The following is a 14791-nucleotide window of genomic DNA, read 5'->3' as shown; positions in this document are numbered from 1 at the left end:
CTTAACCGGTCTGCCCGGTGCCCTTCGTCCTCCGGGGCGGTGCACTGCCCACGGCAACCGTGGCATCGGTTTCCTCCTTCCGGAGAATCTGCGGGGCCAGGCCTGCCGCTGCAAGCAGCCCGTCCACGGCAGCTGCCTGTTCCTCGCTGCATTCGAGCAGGAGCTTTCCCCGGGAGCCGAGCCATTGCGGAGCTTCGCTGATGATGCGTCCCACCGTATCGAGTCCGTTACGGCCGCCGTCGAAGGTGGCGGCCGGTTCGTAGTTCCGTGCTTCGCGCGGCAGCAGGGCCAGCGCCGCGGTGGGGACGTAGGGTGCGTTGGCAACCACGAGGTCAACCCTCCCGCGCAGCTCTTGAGGCAGCGCCAGGAAGAGGTCACCCTTCAGGACGGAGGCCTGCGGCAGATTGCTGCGGGCGCATTCGACTGCTTCCGGGTGAAGGTCGACGGCGTATATCCGGCAGTCCGGCACGGCCGCCGAGAGCGCCATCGCGACCGCCCCCGATCCGCAGCACAACTCCACTACCAGGCGCGCACTCCGTCCTGCAAGCACATTCACCGCCTGGGCGGCCAGGAACTCCGTACGCCGCCTTGGAACAAAAACACCCGGCCGCAGCGCTACCCGAAGACCTCCGAAAGACGCCCAGCCGAGAATCTGCTCCAACGGCTGTCCGGCCAGCCGTTGGGCTACCATGCGGTCCAGCACCGCTGCGCCGGGGGCGCCGGACAGCAGCAGGAGCGCTTCCTCTTCGGCGAACACGCACCCTGCATCCCGCAGGCGGGACACCAGCCCCTCGGGAAGTTCACGGCTCTGCACGCGTTAACGGTGACAGGACCACGCTGCCGGCACCAGTGCCTAACCTTGTGCCGTCCACAGTCCGCTGCAGCAGGAAACCTTCCTCGTGCACTGCCGTGCATTAGGCTGGAGGGGACGAAGCCGTCCCGGCGTCCGGCAGGAGCATTTCCTGTTCGCGGCCGTGAACGCCGTCCGCAGCGGCATAGCCGCATCCCCCACTTTTGAAAGCGAATATGTCCCGGAGCACCACCGCGCCCGTTTTATTGTCCAGCCAGCGCACACCCGGCACCCGTCGTACCACCGCGGCCAAGGCCATAGTTGCCTTGGCCGTGGGCAGTTTTGCGATCGGCACCACTGAATTCAGCATCATGGGCCTGTTGCAGGAAATGGTCGAAGACCTGGGCATCTCCGTCCCCGCGGGCGGCCATGTGATCTCTGCCTACGCAATGGGCGTTGTGGTGGGGGCTCCCGTGCTAGCCGCACTCGGAGCCCGGATGCCCCGCAAGACCCTGGTACTGGGCCTGATGCTCTTCTTCGCCCTGAGCAACCTGTCTTCGTTCTTTGCCGGGGATTACTCCTGGCTGCTCTTTACCCGATTCCTGTCGGGGCTGCCGCACGGCGCCTTCTTCGGCGTTGCCGCGGTCATTGCCGCGTCGCTGGTGGCACCGACGCGCCGGGCGTGGGCCATCTCGATGGTGATGCTGGGACTGAGCATCGCGAACGTGGTGGGGGTGCCGTTTGCCACGTGGCTGGGACAGCAGGCCGGCTGGCGGTGGATGTTCGTCCTGGTCGCGGCCATTGGCCTCCTGACCGTTGCCATGGTGGCCCGTTTCGTCCCGTACCAGGCGCCCCTGGCCGGTGCCAGCATCAAGGGTGAGCTTAGCGCCCTCGGGCGGACCCAGGTCTGGCTGGCCCTGCTGGTGGGAACTGTCGGCTTCGGCGGGTTCTTCGCGGTGTATTCGTACATCGCGCCCACCATGACCGAGGTGGCAGGCATCTCCGAGAACGTGCTGCCCGTCGTCGTCGGGCTCTACGGCGTGGGTCAGGTGATCGGCAACGTGGCCGGCGGACGGCTGGCCGATATTAATGTCATGGGCAGCATCTACGCGATCCTGGGCGGCACGGTGGTAATCCTGCTGGCCTACGCGTGGGCGGTGCAGTACGCGGTGACCGCCATGGTGCTGGTTTTCCTGGTGGGGGTGATCGGCTCAATGCTGACGCCGCCGCTGCAGACCAGGCTGTTGGATGTGTCGCCGGGGGCCGAGTCGCTGGCCTCGTCGCTGAACCATGCGGCCCTGAACCTGGCCAATGCGCTGGGGGCGCTGCTGGGCGGCGTCGTTATTGCCTGGGGCTGGGGGTACCGCTCCCCCGCCGTGGTGGGGGCGGTACTCGCCCTGCTTGGTCTGGCTATTGCGCTGATCAGCGGGTCACTTGACCGGCGTCCTGCGCGTTCCTCGAAGCAAATACATCAGGTTCCAGGTAAATAGCGGTCGCGATCGGTACTGCGGCCCGGATCCGCGCTTCCGCGGCATTGATGCCGCCGGCGATCTCCTGCCCGGTATCGCTCTTGGCCATGGTGATCTTGGCCGCGACAAGCAGTTCCTCCGGACCCAGGTGCAGGGTCTTGAGGTGGATGATCCGCGTATCGGGGTCGTCCTGGATGGCAGCTTCGATCCTGCGGACATCATCCCGCGTTGCAGACCGAGCAGCAGGGACTTCGTCTCCATGCCCAGGATTACGGCAATAACGACCAGCAGCACACCGATCATGGCCGTGCCCAGTGCGTCCCAGATACCGTTGTGGGTCAGCAGGGTCATGCTCACGCCGAACAGGGCGAAGATCAGGCCGAGGAGGGCGCCCAGGTCTTCGAGCAGGACTACCGGCAGTTCCGGTGCCTTGGCGGTCCGGACGAACTGCTTCCAGCTCTGCTTGCCGCGCGTGTGGTTCGATTCCCTGATGGCCGTGCGGAAGGAGAAGGCTTCGGCAATGATGGCACCGACGAGCACTGCCAGCGGTACCCACCACCAGCGGCCTTCGATCGGGTGCGGATCCTGCCACTTGTGGTATGCCTCGTAGAGGGCGAACAGGCCGCCGACGCTGAAGAGGACGATGGAGACGATGAACGCGTAAACGTAGCGTTCACGGCCGTAGCCGAAGGGGTGCTCGGGACTGGCCTGGCGCCGTGCGCGTTTGCCGCCCACGAGCAGCAGTGCCTGGTTGCCGGAGTCGGCAACCGAGTGGATGGCCTCCGCGAGCATGGAGGATGAACGCGTTAAGGCGAAGGCAATGAACTTCATGACCGCAATGGCCAGGTTGGCGCTCAGTGCCGCGATAATCGCCTTATTACCGCCGCTGGCAGACATACTAAGACCCGTTTCTCTTTGTACTTGGATGGGCTGGTTCAGCTGTCCGGAGGCAACTGTTGCCAATACGCTACAGGGGAGAAGTTCTGCCGGGGAAAGCCTGCAGGTTACCCGTTCTGGGCGCGGGCGGAGGCGTAGAGGCACACAGTTGCGGCCGTGCCCACGTTCAGGCTCTCAGCCCGCCCGTAGAGCGGGACAGCTACGCGGTGGTCGGCTGCGGCCAGTTCGGCATCGGACAGGCCCTGAGCTTCGTTGCCGAAGAGCCAGGCGGTGGCTTCCTCAAGCCGCGGCAAGCCGGTGTCGTCGGACGCGTTGTCCGCACCGGAACCGCCGGCCGCCGTGGCACTGCCGAAGCGCCGGACCGCACTGAGGTCCTGGAGCCGGTCCAGATTGACGTTGCCGTAACCATCGGCTGCCAGGACGGTCACGCCGGCGGCATGCAGGGCGTCAATGACGGATGTGAAGTCGGCTCCCGTTACCACCGGCAGGTGAAAGAGCGATCCTGCGGTGGACCGCACCGCTTTGGGATTGTAGATATCCACGCTGGACGCGGTGAGCACCACGGCGTCGGCCCCGGCCGAATCGGCGGCCCTGAGCACGGTGCCGGCGTTGCCCGGGTCCCGCACCTCGCACAGCACGGCAACGAGCCGGGCGCCGGACGCGAGTACTTCCTCCAGCGTCGCGGTGGAGACGTTGCAGACAGCAAGAATGCCCTGCGGCGAGACCGTGTCGGCCATCGCGGCCAGCACCTCGTCCGTGGCCAGGCGGAGGGTCACGCCGCGGGCCAGATCAGCAAGTTCCGGAAGCCGGTCCAGGCAGGCCTCGGTGGCATACACCTCGTGGACGACGGCGGAACCGCCGTCGGCCGCAGCCGCACGGTGCGCGGAAAGCGCCTCCCGCACGGCCTGCGGCCCTTCGGCCAGGAAGCGGCCGGATTTTAAGCGCGAAGAGCGCCCGGCAAGCTTCGCTACATCACGGACCCGATCGGCTCGGGGGTTGGACATAAGCGGTGCCTGCGGGCGCCCTTCAAGGTTCATCGGCTGTGGAGAACCGACTTAGCCCTGGAACTTCTGGCGGGATTCTCCGCCAGCAGGCTCCAGGCCTGCAGCCTTGGCTGCTTCAACGGAGTTGAACCAGTACTCGGCAACGGTCTGCTCGTACCAGGTGGAACCCGGGACGTGGTACTTGCCCGAACCCAGGTTGCCCTTGATGACGAAGCCTTCGGGGGCGTCGCCCTCGGAAGCCTTGAAGCCGCCCTGAGCGGTGGCAACGGCAGCAGCCGGCTTTTCGGCGACGGGGGCAGCAGCGGCCTTGGCAACCGGTGCAGCCGCAACGGCCGGAGCGGAGGTGTCGGACGGCAGTGCGTCCTTGGCGAGCTGGACCAGTGCGGCGAAGGCAGCAGCGTCGTTGACGGCCAGTTCAGCCAGCATACGGCGGTCAACCTGGATCTCGGCCAGCTTCAGGCCCTGGATCAGGCGGTTGTAGGTCAGGCCGTTGGCGCGGGAAGCAGCGTTGATGCGCTGGATCCACAGGCGGCGGAAGTCGCCCTTACGCTTGCGGCGGTCGCCGTAGCTGTACACAAACGAGTGCAGCAGCTGCTCTTTGGCCTTACGGACCAGGCGCGAACGCTGTCCGCGGTAACCCTTGGCGCGCTCGAGAATAACCCGACGCTTCTTGTGGGCGTTAAGCGCCCGCTTCACACGTGCCACGTGCGTACTCCTTTTGGTAAATCTCCCCGACTTCAAAAAAGTCTCTGCACCTGTTGATCCAGGCGGGGAAAGCTTGATGGGGTGATGCTGTCCCGGACGGGACGGCTATCGGGGACTGGCTAGATGCCGAGCATCTTCTTGATGACCTTGGCGTCCGCCGGTGACACGATCTTGTCGTTGGCAAGGCGGCGGGTCAGCGTGGAGGGCTTGTGCTCCAGGTAGTGGCGGCGGTTAGCCTGCTGGCGCTTGAGCTTGCCGGTACCGGTCAGCTTGAAGCGCTTCTTGGCGCCACTGTGGGTCTTCATCTTCGGCATGTCTACCGATCTCCTTTAGGTTTCCGCGGGCATGCCCGCGGGGCTTCGGACACCTTGCGGGTGCCAGGGCTTATTACTGGACGCCGGAACGGCGCAGAGTAAAACTACTCTGCAGTTCCGGGCTTGTTCTGGCCGGTGGTCCCCCGCGAGGAGGACGGCTTGCCGGCAGGCTTCGGTGCTGCTGCAGGCTTGGGCCGGGCTGCAGGCTTGGGTGCCGGCTTTGCCGCGGTCGGCTTCGGAACCGCTGCAGGCTTCGGCGCTGCGGCAGGCTTCGCTGCTTCTGCCGGCTTGGCTGCCTCGGCGGGCTGGGCCGGAGCCGGAGCTGCAGTTTCAGCGGCAGGCGCTGCGGCCGGCCGGCTGGCTGCAGCTACGCGGCGTGCCTCGGTTGCAGCCTTTTCGGCAGCTGCAGCCTTGGCCCGCTTTGCGGCCTGTTCCTTTTCAGCCTGTTCCTGCTCTGCGCGTGCCTTATCGGCAGCTTCAGCGGAGGAACCCAAACGCAGTCCGTCCGGAAGCAGGTCCGCGAGGCTCTGCGTCAGGGGAGCCTTCTCAGAAGAGGTATCCACGCGCGGCGGTGCCTCTCCGTTCCGGACTGCCTCGTTGGCAGCCTTGGCGTCGGCCCGCTGCGTTGCGCGGCGGGCTTCAGCCTTGGCCTCGGCCTTGTTCTTCACCGGGCCGATGACCATGACCATGTTGCGGCCATCGATCCGCGGGGTGGACTCAACCACACCCACTTCAGCGACGTCCTCAGCGAACTTGTTCAGCAGCTTCATGCCCATTTCGGGGCGCTGCTGTTCACGTCCACGGAACTGGATCATGGCCTTGACCTTGTCACCGGCGGCCAGGAAGCGCATGGCGTGTCCGCGCTTGGTTTCGTAGTCGTGGGTGTCGATCTTCAGGCGGAAGCGGATTTCCTTCAGAACGGTGTTCGTCTGGTTCTTCCGTGCTTCGCGTGCCTTGACGGCGGCTTCGTACTTGTACTTGCCGAAGTCCATTAGTTTGCACACCGGAGGCTTGGCCTGCGGTGCTACCTCAACAAGATCCAGGTCAGACTCGGCAGCCAGACGAAGTGCGTCCTCAATCCGGACCACTCCTACCTGCTCGCCTGCCGGACCTACCAGCCGCACCTCGGGGACGCGGATCCGATCATTGATTCTTGGCTCGCTAATGTTGCAGCTCCTGTGCTCTTCAAAACGGCTACCGCCTGCAAATGAAGAAGGCCTCCAATTGCAAGCGCAATCGAAGGCCCTGTGGGGGTCGGCAGGAACTGCCCCGAAGCCAGTTCGAAGGCAGTTAGCTCCCGGAAAAAACCGCAGTAATACTGCAGCCCGTCCGGTGCCGACCTGAACCCGGCAACTCTGCCGCCAACGAGGGCGGTCAGGTCGACGCGGGTGGGAGGGGTCTCCGCTTGCATACCGGCGACGTAAGCTTCCAGGAGGAAAGTGTGATTTTCATCCCGCCCGTGAAGGGCATTGAAAGTAACGACAACCAGTCGGTCTGTGACAAGCTTACCAGTATGAGTACCCCACAGAGCAATCCGGCCGGCGAGGCAACCCGCCACTCCTTCCCGGGAACACCAGCAGAGTCCGAATCTGCGGCAGCAGCACAGCAGGAAGTCGTCGAGCAGATGCGCGACATTGCCGAAGTGCCGGCCATCGAGGTCATTACGACGGCGGCCGTCCACCTGATGAGCGCAGCAGCCGTAAAGTGCGGCCTGGCCGAAGGCGATGACGCCGAAGAGCTCAAGGACCTGGACGAGGCCCGCAAGCTGATCACCGCCCTGGCCGGTTTTGTCACCGCCGCCGCCCCGGAGATCGGCAGCCAGCACGCCGGACCGTTGCGCGACGGACTGCGTTCCCTGCAGCTCGCCTTCCGCGAAGCTTCCGTTATCCAGGATGCTCCGGGCAAGGGTCCGGGCGAAAAGTTCACCGGCCCCGTCAGCTAGGACTCCGTTCCTCCCCCGCACCATTGATCGCCCGAAGGGCCTGACGCCGGCAGCTGCCGGTACCGCGGAATCCGCGGCAGGCTCTTCGGGCTTTTTCCTGCCCGGAAACTAGCGGACCGGATCCGGGCGCCGGGCGAACCCCCGGACCATAAGCGTCACCAGCACCAGCACGGATGCGGCACCGCCGGCCATCAGGAAGCCGGACCAGGGACCAATGACGTCGATGGCCAGGCCTGCCACAGGTGCGCCCAGCGCGGTGCCGGCAGTCATCGACGAGCCGTACCAGCCCATGGCTTCGCCCCGCCGTTCCTCCGACACGAGGTCAGCCACCCGCTCGGATGCCGAAGACAGCACCGGCGCGCAGAGCAGGCCCGGGGCGATTGAAAGCAGTGCAAGGCTGAGGGTGCCGGTGGCGAAGGCCATCGGCATCGTCAGGACGGCCATGGCCAGCAGTAGCAGCATCGGCGGGATCCGCCGGTTCATGGCTCCGTAGAGAATCCCGCCGACAGCGGAGGCCGTGCACCACGCGACGAATACAATGCCGACCTCGGACGGGTTTCCACCGGCTTCCACCAGCGCCACAATGCCGACGTCGGTGCTGGACAGCAGCAGCCCGGCGCCGACGGCGACGGCAAAGACCACGGCCACGCTCGGGGTAAACCAGCCGAAGCTTCCCGCGAGGCCGTTTCGCAGCCGGCCGAACAGGCTCTGCGGGCCGTCCGGCAGGCCGGCTCCGGTCAGTTCCATCGGTGCTTCCTGCACATTTGCCGGGGCCACGGCGACGGCGGCGGCCGCAGCAGCGTCCTGCTCATCGGCCGCAGTCACGGCGTTCCGGGATTCCGCGGTGCGGGTCGGCGGGTTGAACCACATCAGCAGCACCCCGGCTACTGCGGAGGACACCCCGACTGCGGTGAGTCCGATGACCGACGAGCGTGTTGCTATTACCGCGCCCAGGGCAGGTCCCATCATGAAAACGAGCTCGGTGGCGATGGAATCCAGTGCAAAGGCGGTGCGCCGCTGTTCACCGGTGGCCAGGACGCCCAGCGACTGCCGCACCACACTGAAGACCGGGAGGGTGAACACCCCGCCGATCAGGGCCAGGACCAGCAGCCATTCAAAGCTGGCATGCGGAGCAAGACTCCAGATGACTGCTTCGGCAATGACCGAGGGAATCAGGGCACGCCTCAGGCCCACGGTGTCTACGCGGCGGCCGCGCCAGGGGCCGCCCACCGCGATGCCGATGGTCACGACGGCGGCTACGGCACCTGCGGCCGCGTAGCCCTTGTCCATGGTGTTGACCACGTGCAGGGTCAGCAGCACTCCGGCGGCGGAATGCGGGAAACGGGCGATCATCCCGATGAGCAGGACACGGCGGATAGGGGCTATCCGCAGCATCTCGCGGTACAGGCCAAAATTCACGGCAGTCCTCTTCTGGCGGCTACGCCGGACGGGTCAGCGCGTGATTTTCAGCTCCAGTGAATCCACGCGCTCAACAAACTCGGGGTTGGCAGTCAGGCGCTGCTGCAGTCCGGCCGCCAGGGCTGAAACGTCCTGCGGATCAAGTCCGGGCGCAAGCTGAAGCACCATTCTAAGCTCAGGGCCGGCCCCTCCCCCGGCCACCGGCGCACCGGCGGCGGTCCGCGACGCGGTCCCCGGCCCCTGCTGGAGGGTCACGGCCAGGATCCGGGGGTCCGGCCCGGCGGCGGCTTCGGCCGCCGCTACGAGTCCGGCATCGGCATAGGAGGGCAGCCACTCCTGTTGGCGGGCCAGGGCCCACATGGCGGGACGCCGTACCACGAAGGTGAATTCGGCTCCCGGGTCGATCACCAGCAGCTGGGCGTCTTCGGCGACGGCGGAGAGTGCGGCACGGTTGGCGTAGACCGCAACCGGCCGGGCTTCGGGATGCCAGTGTTCCAAAGCGGCCACCGAGGTGAACACCGGCAGCGCCTTGCGGCCGTCCGGCGCACTGAGCGTCACCAGCGCCATATCGGCCTGCTTGTCCGCGGTGAGCCCGTGATCCGATTCCGCTTCCTCGCCCAGCACGGCCACGATCGGCACGAAGACGCGGGCAGCGGCCAGGGAGGCTACAACTTCCGCTTCGCTTCCGCTCCCGGCTACCAGTTTCGCCAGGGCCGCCGCGTAGCCGGCGTCGGTCTGCCCGTTGTCGGAGTCGAAGTTGTGCAGCGGGTTTCCCTCGCCGGCCAGGTCCCGTCCGGACCACGGCCGGCCGGCGGAATCGGTGGGGCCGCCGGCCCCGGCAAGGGCCGCAGCGATGTGGCCGGGCAGTTCGCGTGCTGCCATGCCTAGCGTTCCGGGTGCCCGGCGACGTCGAGAGCCTGGGGTAGCGTGAACGCGCCGGCATAGAGTGCCTTGCCCACAATGGTGCCCTCGAGGCCCAGCGGAACCAGTTCCCGCAGGGCAGCCAGGTCATCGAGGCTGGAGATGCCGCCGGAGGCCACCACGGGCCTGTCGGTGCGCTTGAGCACCTCGCGGAGCAGGTCCAGATTGGGTCCGCGGAGCGTGCCGTCCTTCGTGACGTCGGTGACCACGTAACGTGCGCAGCCGGCTTCTTCCAGCCGGGCCAGCACCTCCCAGAGGTCTCCGCCTTCCTGGGTCCAGCCGCGGGCGGCGAGGGTGGTGCCGCGCACGTCGAGGCCGACGGCGATCGCCTGGCCGTAGCGGGCAATGGCGCTGGCGGTCCATCCCGGGTTCTCCAGTGCAGCCGTTCCCAGGTTGACCCGGGCAGCACCCAGTTCCAGGGCCTTCTCCAGGGACTCGTCGTCGCGGATCCCGCCGGAGAGTTCCACCTTGATATCCAGGGATTTCACCACGCGGCTGAGCAGGTCAAGATTCGACCCCCGGCCGAAGGCCGCGTCGAGGTCCACCAAATGGACCCATTCGGCGCCGTCGTTCTGCCAGGCCAGCGCTGCGTCCAGCGGATCGCCGTAGCTGGTCTCGCTGCCTGCTTCACCCTGCACGAGGCGCACGGCTTGGCCGTCGGCGACATCCACGGCGGGCAGGAGTTCAAGGACGGGGGTTTCACTGAAGGGCATGTGACGGCTTTCGGTGGTGGGGTCAGGAGAGGTCAAGGGTCAGCAGGTATGCGCCCAGCAGGGCCATTCCGGCCAGGACCCAGAAACTGATAACGATGATTTTGGACATGCCCTGACTGCGGAAGGACACCGCTCCGCCGATCAGCAGCCCGGCCAGGCCCATGAGGATAACGCTCCACATATCGGCCCCTAGCCCAGGGTCTTCAGCCAGTTGTTCAGCAGCGCCGCACCGGCGTCACCGGACTTTTCCGGGTGGAACTGGGTGGCCGACAGTGCGCCGTTCTCCACCGCGGCGATGAACGGGCCGCCGTGGTCCGCCCAGGTGACCTGCGGCGGACGCATGGCCGGCTGGGTGACGTCGAAGTCCCACTTCTGCACGCCGTAGCTGTGCACGAAGTAGAACCGCTGGTCCTCGATGCCGTCAAACAGGGCCGAGCCCTCCGGCGGGGTGACGGTGTTCCAGCCCATGTGGGGAACGACGTCGGCGGCCAGGCGTTCGACCACGCCGGGCCACTCGCCCATGCCCTTGGTCCGGACTCCGTGTTCGACGCCTTCGTCGAAGAGGACCTGCAGTCCCACGCAGATGCCCAGGACCGGCCGGCCGCCGGCAACACGGCGGCCGATCATGCGGATCGCATCCACGTCCTTCAGTCCCTGCATTACGGCCGCGAATGCGCCGACGCCGGGCACCACCAGTCCGTCGGCGTTCAGTACGTCGTCTGGCTTGGCGCTGAGCGTGACGTTGGCGCCGGCGTGCTCGAGGGCGCGCACCGCCGAGCGGATGTTGCCGGAACCGTAGTCCAGGACAGTGACGTTGCGGGGACTCACAGTGCTCCCTTCGTGGAGGGGATGCCCTCTACGCGCGGATCGGATTCGACAGCCGCCCGCAGTGCGCGGGCGAAGGCCTTGAACTGGGCCTCGACAATGTGGTGGGGATCGCGGCCGCCGAGGACCCGCATGTGGAGGCAGATCTGGGCGTGCAGCGTGATGGCTTCGAACACGTGGCGGGTCAGCGATCCGGTGAAGTGTCCGCCGATCAGGTGGTATTCCTGGCCGGCGGGTTCGCCGGAGTGCACCAGGTACGGCCGCCCGGAAATATCGACGACGGCGTTCGCCAGCGCCTCGTCGAGGGGCACGGTCGCTTCGCCGAACCGCCGGATGCCGGCCTTGGTGCCCAGGGCAATCCGAAGCGCTTCGCCGATGCTGATGGCGACGTCCTCCACGGTGTGGTGGACATCGATGTGCGTGTCGCCGGTGGCCCGGACGGTAAGGTCCATCAGCGAGTGCTTGGCCAGCGCCGTCAGCATGTGGTCATAGAACGGCACCGAGGTGCTGATATCGGCGCGGCCGGTGCCGTCCAGGTCCAGCTCAACGACGACGGACGATTCGCTGGTGGTCCGCTCAAGGCGGGCGGTGCGTCCGGTGGCGGTCTCCACAGTCATGGGGTTCCTTCACGAAGATCGGGGCCGGAGCAATAGGCAAAGCCCCGGCAGGTCATCAGTTTAGTCCCGAACGCGCCGTCTCCCCGAAACCGCAGCCTCCGCAGGTCATGGTGCGTACCGGAGCACGCCGGACCCGGAGCGCCCGGCGGGCAGCGCTCAGGCGGCCAGCAGCTCCCGGAGCCTGGTCAGGAACGCCGTGGTTTCGGCTTCGGTGCCGGCCGTAACCCGCAGATGGCCTTCAATGCCGACGTCCCTGACCAGGACACCTGCTTCGAGCAGCCCTTCCCACACGGCGCGGGGGTCCTCCATTCCGCCGAACAGGACAAAGTTGGAGTCCGACGGGGCCGGTTCCAGTCCGAGCCCGTTCAGCTCCGCCACTATGCGGTCCCGCTGGCCCTTGATGTCCTCGACGTTGGAGAGCAGCGCATCGGCATGCGTCAGCGCGGCGTTCGCCGTGGCCTGCGTGATTGCCGAGAGGTGATAGGGCAGACGGACCAGACGGAGGGCATCGGCAACCTGCGGTGCGGCAGCGAAGTAACCGATGCGGGCACCTGCCAGGGCGAAGGCCTTGGACATGGTGCGGGAAATGACCAGCCGCTCCCGGCCGGGAAGCAGCTGCAGGGCGCTGGGCGTGTCGGTGTGGGAAAACTCGGCATAGGCCTCGTCAACCACCACGATGGCGTTGGAAGCTTCGCCCGCGGCATAGGCGGCTTCGATGACGTCCAGTCCCAGTGCCGTACCCGTCGGGTTGTTCGGGGTGCACAGAATCACGATATTGGGTGCCTGGGCCCGGATCTGTTCCGCAGCCGATTCCGGGGTCAGGGAGAAGTCCGGTTCCCTCGTCCCGGTGATGTACTTGGTGCCGGTGCCGCTGGCCAGCAGCGGGTACATGGAGTAGGTGGGAGGGAAGCTCATGGCTGTCCGCCCGGGTCCTCCGAAAGCCTGCAGGATCTGTTGGAGGACCTCGTTGGACCCGTTGCCTGCCCAGATATTCTCCGCGGTCAGGTCATGGCCCAGGTATTTGGCCAGGTTTTCCCGAAGCCGGGTGAATTCGCGGTCGGGATACCGGTTCAGGCCTGAGACGACGGTTTCGATCTCGGCAACAATGGCCCGGCGCACATGCTCCGGAAGCCCGTGGGTGTTTTCGTTGACGTTCAGCAGGATCGGCACATCCAGCTGCGGGGCGCCGTACGGCGTCAGTCCGCGCAGATCATCGCGCAGGGGAAGTCGGTTCAGGTTTTCCAGCTGTTCATTCACCCCTACAGCTTAGGACGCCCGGACGTGGGGCTGCACTCGCCGGCTGCGCTAGCGCGAGACCGGAATATAGAGCTGGCTGCCCGCGGGGACGGTGGCATCTGCCAGGTTGTTGAGTTCCACGATGTCGGCCACGACGGTGCGGGGATCCTGTTCAGGAGCGAATTCGGTGGCAAGCGACCAGAGGGAATCGCCGGAGGAAACGCTCACCTGGATGGTGCGTGTCTGTTCCGCGGAATCCACCGATGCCATGGCCGGTGCGGTAAAGAAACCGATGAAGGCAAGCAGGACTGCGGCTGCAATCATCAACGGCGCGCCGACGAGGACCAGCCGTCCGCGCCGTGTGAGACGCAGCGGGACGGACTCCGAGGGGGCAGACGAGGGGGTAAGGCTGCGGGCGGGCGTAACAACCGCCGGAGCAACGGCGCGGGCCGAACCCGTGCCGGTGAGGCTCTGTGCGGTCAAGGGCAGTACGTGTACTGACATGTCAATACCTTTCCGGTCCGAAGAGCAGTTATGCCGACCCCCGCCCCTCCCGCAATAGCACCGGGAAAGCACTGTGGCTCGAAACTGCATTCGAACATCTGGTGGGCCTACCGAGGTGTCGGCGGGCCTTTTCATACTCAGACTCATACTCAGACCCAAACTGGATCCACGCTCAGACTCGAACGTATGTTCTAAGTTGTACTCGAACATTTCTAGCACTTATCTACGAACATTGTCGAGACTCGCTCGAATATATGTTTGAAAATTCGGTTCCGCTCCCCTAGCGTTGAACCTGTTGGAAGCGACTGGGACCAACTAACCACCCCGCACTGACAAAACAGCACTGACAAAACGGCACTGAGAAACGGTGCTGACAAAACGGCACCGGCAAACGGTGCCGGCAATTCATCACCGCAGTACGAACTCACCGCTGGACAAACCAGATACACCGCTAGAACCATCCGGCCCGCATCCCCGGGCCGACTGTGAAGGGAAGCCGACGTGGCCCGTGTTACCAATGGCAGCACCCCCTCCCCTGCCGCGCCCGCGCCGGCAGGACGCACCAAGGGCCTAACCGCCCGCCAGACCAAGATCCTCGAAACCATTCAGCGCTCGGTGAACGCCAACGGCTACCCGCCGTCCATGCGGGAAATCGGCGACATTGTGGGCCTGGCCAGCCTCTCCAGCGTCACCCACCAGCTGAGCCAGCTGGAGAAGCTGGGCTATATCCGCCGGGATCCCAAGCGTCCCCGTGCCATGGAGATCCTGGTCCCGCTCCTGCTCCGCGATGCCCCGCAGCGCCGAGGCAACGCGGCGGACGGCGGGAACACGGCAGCGGCGGATACTGCGGCAAACAACGCCTCCGGCAGCGGCAAGGCACGCGCGGGCGGCACCGCTGGTGTTGCCGACCTGACGACGGCGATCGACACCGCAATGGTTCCGCTGGTCGGGCGGATCGCCGCAGGCGGGCCGATCCTGGCGGACCAGCAGGTGGAAGAGATGGTTCCGCTGCCGCGCCAGCTGGTTGGCCACGGCGACCTCTTTATGCTTCGTGTTGCGGGCGATTCCATGGTGGACGCAGCCATCTGCGACGGCGACTGGGTGGTCGTGAGGCGCCAGCCGACCGCCGAAAACGGTGACATTGTTGCCGCCCTGCTGGAGGACGAAGCCACGGTAAAGACCTTCCGGCAGCGGAACGGACACACCTGGCTGCTGCCGCAGAACACCCGCTACGAGCCCATCCTTGGCGACGAGGCAACCATCATGGGCAAGGTCGTCTCGGTAATGCGTTCGCTGTGAGCACCTGCTAGACACTCGAATACCTGTTTAACCAGCGGCGGGGGGGGGGGGGGGGGGGGGGGGGGGGGGGGGGGGGGGGGGGGGGGTGGGGGGGGGGGGGGGGGGGGGGGGGGGGGCGCGGGGGGGGGGGGGGGGG

16 protein-coding genes and 1 pseudogene are annotated in these 14791 nt (G+C 66.2%); 3 read left to right on the top strand and 14 right to left on the bottom strand.

Annotated features, from left to right (window positions below; translation table 11 throughout):
• Window position 1 precedes the first annotated feature (1 nt).
• Window positions 2-814: a putative protein N(5)-glutamine methyltransferase gene (locus LOC60_RS14370; RefSeq protein WP_230026304.1), complete on the bottom strand. Its 813-nt coding sequence runs from the start codon at window positions 812-814 to the stop codon at window positions 2-4.
• 212 nt (window positions 815-1026) lie between these two features.
• Here LOC60_RS14370 and LOC60_RS14365 point away from each other — a divergent pair, with 212 nt between their 5' ends.
• A complete protein-coding gene (locus tag LOC60_RS14365) occupies window positions 1027-2280 on the top strand; it encodes an MFS transporter (protein ID WP_230026303.1) in 1254 nt (417 codons plus the stop codon).
• Here the strand turns inward: LOC60_RS14365 and LOC60_RS14360 are convergent.
• The 5 genes and pseudogenes from LOC60_RS14360 to infC all read right to left on the bottom strand — a co-directional run bounded on the left by LOC60_RS14360 (window position 2213) and on the right by infC (window position 6303).
• Window positions 2213-3156: pseudogene (locus tag LOC60_RS14360) on the bottom strand (cation diffusion facilitator family transporter). The gene LOC60_RS14365 and the pseudogene LOC60_RS14360 overlap by 68 nt on opposite strands.
• 107 nt (window positions 3157-3263) lie before the next feature.
• Complete coding sequence (locus tag LOC60_RS14355; protein ID WP_230026302.1) at window positions 3264-4193, bottom strand: TrmH family RNA methyltransferase; 930 nt, start codon at window positions 4191-4193, stop codon at window positions 3264-3266.
• 18 nt (window positions 4194-4211) lie between these two features.
• Complete coding sequence (rplT, locus tag LOC60_RS14350; RefSeq protein WP_230026301.1) at window positions 4212-4865, bottom strand: 50S ribosomal protein L20, sunset domain variant; 654 nt, start codon at window positions 4863-4865, stop codon at window positions 4212-4214.
• A 119-nt stretch (window positions 4866-4984) separates the two neighbouring features.
• Window positions 4985-5179: a 50S ribosomal protein L35 gene (rpmI, locus tag LOC60_RS14345; protein WP_230026300.1), complete on the bottom strand. Its 195-nt coding sequence runs from the start codon at window positions 5177-5179 to the stop codon at window positions 4985-4987.
• A gap of 104 nt (window positions 5180-5283) precedes the next feature.
• The gene (gene infC, locus LOC60_RS14340) at window positions 5284-6303 is read right to left on the bottom strand and encodes a translation initiation factor IF-3 (protein WP_230026298.1); all 1020 of its coding nucleotides are present in this window, start codon (window positions 6301-6303) and stop codon (window positions 5284-5286) included.
• A gap of 389 nt (window positions 6304-6692) precedes the next feature.
• On the opposite strand from infC, the gene LOC60_RS14335 reads away from it, so the two are divergent.
• The gene (locus LOC60_RS14335) at window positions 6693-7121 is read left to right on the top strand and encodes a DUF1844 domain-containing protein (RefSeq protein ID WP_229953128.1); all 429 of its coding nucleotides are present in this window, start codon (window positions 6693-6695) and stop codon (window positions 7119-7121) included.
• Between the two features lie 108 nt (window positions 7122-7229).
• Here the strand turns inward: LOC60_RS14335 and LOC60_RS14330 are convergent, their stop codons facing one another.
• From LOC60_RS14330 to LOC60_RS14295, 8 genes are all read right to left on the bottom strand, one after another.
• Window positions 7230-8540 carry an MFS transporter gene (locus LOC60_RS14330; protein WP_230026297.1) on the bottom strand — a complete coding sequence of 437 codons (1311 nt, stop codon included), beginning with the start codon at window positions 8538-8540 and terminating at the stop codon, window positions 7230-7232.
• 33 nt (window positions 8541-8573) lie between these two features.
• Window positions 8574-9422 carry an SseB family protein gene (locus tag LOC60_RS14325; protein ID WP_230026296.1) on the bottom strand — a complete coding sequence of 283 codons (849 nt, stop codon included), beginning with the start codon at window positions 9420-9422 and terminating at the stop codon, window positions 8574-8576.
• A 2-nt stretch (window positions 9423-9424) separates the two neighbouring features.
• Entirely contained in the window at window positions 9425-10174 is a 750-nt protein-coding gene (gene priA / locus LOC60_RS14320) for a bifunctional 1-(5-phosphoribosyl)-5-((5-phosphoribosylamino)methylideneamino)imidazole-4-carboxamide isomerase/phosphoribosylanthranilate isomerase PriA (protein ID WP_230026295.1), read from the bottom strand.
• Between the two features lie 22 nt (window positions 10175-10196).
• Window positions 10197-10355: a hypothetical protein gene (locus LOC60_RS14315; RefSeq protein WP_227924525.1), complete on the bottom strand. Its 159-nt coding sequence runs from the start codon at window positions 10353-10355 to the stop codon at window positions 10197-10199.
• 8 nt (window positions 10356-10363) lie between these two features.
• Window positions 10364-11002: an imidazole glycerol phosphate synthase subunit HisH gene (gene hisH, locus LOC60_RS14310; protein WP_230026294.1), complete on the bottom strand. Its 639-nt coding sequence runs from the start codon at window positions 11000-11002 to the stop codon at window positions 10364-10366.
• Entirely contained in the window at window positions 10999-11616 is a 618-nt protein-coding gene (gene hisB / locus LOC60_RS14305; RefSeq protein ID WP_230026293.1) for an imidazoleglycerol-phosphate dehydratase HisB, read from the bottom strand. Before hisB ends, hisH begins: the two co-directional genes overlap by 4 nt.
• A gap of 156 nt (window positions 11617-11772) precedes the next feature.
• Window positions 11773-12873: a histidinol-phosphate transaminase gene (locus LOC60_RS14300; protein ID WP_230026292.1), complete on the bottom strand. Its 1101-nt coding sequence runs from the start codon at window positions 12871-12873 to the stop codon at window positions 11773-11775.
• Between the two features lie 48 nt (window positions 12874-12921).
• Window positions 12922-13356 carry a LysM peptidoglycan-binding domain-containing protein gene (locus LOC60_RS14295; protein WP_230026290.1) on the bottom strand — a complete coding sequence of 145 codons (435 nt, stop codon included), beginning with the start codon at window positions 13354-13356 and terminating at the stop codon, window positions 12922-12924.
• A gap of 501 nt (window positions 13357-13857) precedes the next feature.
• Between LOC60_RS14295 and lexA the strand changes: the two genes are divergently transcribed.
• Entirely contained in the window at window positions 13858-14655 is a 798-nt protein-coding gene (gene lexA / locus LOC60_RS14290; protein ID WP_230026289.1) for a transcriptional repressor LexA, read from the top strand.
• The last annotated feature ends 136 nt before the right edge of the window (window positions 14656-14791 follow it).

It is taken from the genome of Arthrobacter sp. zg-Y769, from assembly GCF_020907405.1.
In the GTDB taxonomy this organism is placed as follows: Bacteria; Actinomycetota; Actinomycetes; order Actinomycetales; family Micrococcaceae; genus Arthrobacter_B.
The sequence above is the reverse complement of the archived record's forward strand: the minus strand, read 5'-3'. Positions and strand labels throughout refer to the sequence as shown.

Excerpts from the sequence above, each read along its gene's own strand:
- LOC60_RS14365 (WP_230026303.1), top strand. The coding sequence starts at position 1,027 with ATGTCCCGGAGCACCACCGCGCCCGTTTTATTGTCCAGCCAGCGCACA.
- LOC60_RS14355 (WP_230026302.1), bottom strand. The coding sequence starts at position 4,193 with ATGAACCTTGAAGGGCGCCCGCAGGCACCGCTTATGTCCAACCCCCGA.
- rpmI (WP_230026300.1), bottom strand. The coding sequence starts at position 5,179 with ATGCCGAAGATGAAGACCCACAGTGGCGCCAAGAAGCGCTTCAAGCTG.
- LOC60_RS14335 (WP_229953128.1), top strand. The coding sequence starts at position 6,693 with ATGAGTACCCCACAGAGCAATCCGGCCGGCGAGGCAACCCGCCACTCC.
- LOC60_RS14325 (WP_230026296.1), bottom strand. The coding sequence starts at position 9,422 with ATGGCAGCACGCGAACTGCCCGGCCACATCGCTGCGGCCCTTGCCGGG.
- priA (WP_230026295.1), bottom strand. The coding sequence starts at position 10,174 with ATGCCCTTCAGTGAAACCCCCGTCCTTGAACTCCTGCCCGCCGTGGAT.
- LOC60_RS14315 (WP_227924525.1), bottom strand. The coding sequence starts at position 10,355 with ATGTGGAGCGTTATCCTCATGGGCCTGGCCGGGCTGCTGATCGGCGGA.
- hisB (WP_230026293.1), bottom strand. The coding sequence starts at position 11,616 with ATGACTGTGGAGACCGCCACCGGACGCACCGCCCGCCTTGAGCGGACC.
- LOC60_RS14295 (WP_230026290.1), bottom strand. The coding sequence starts at position 13,356 with ATGTCAGTACACGTACTGCCCTTGACCGCACAGAGCCTCACCGGCACG.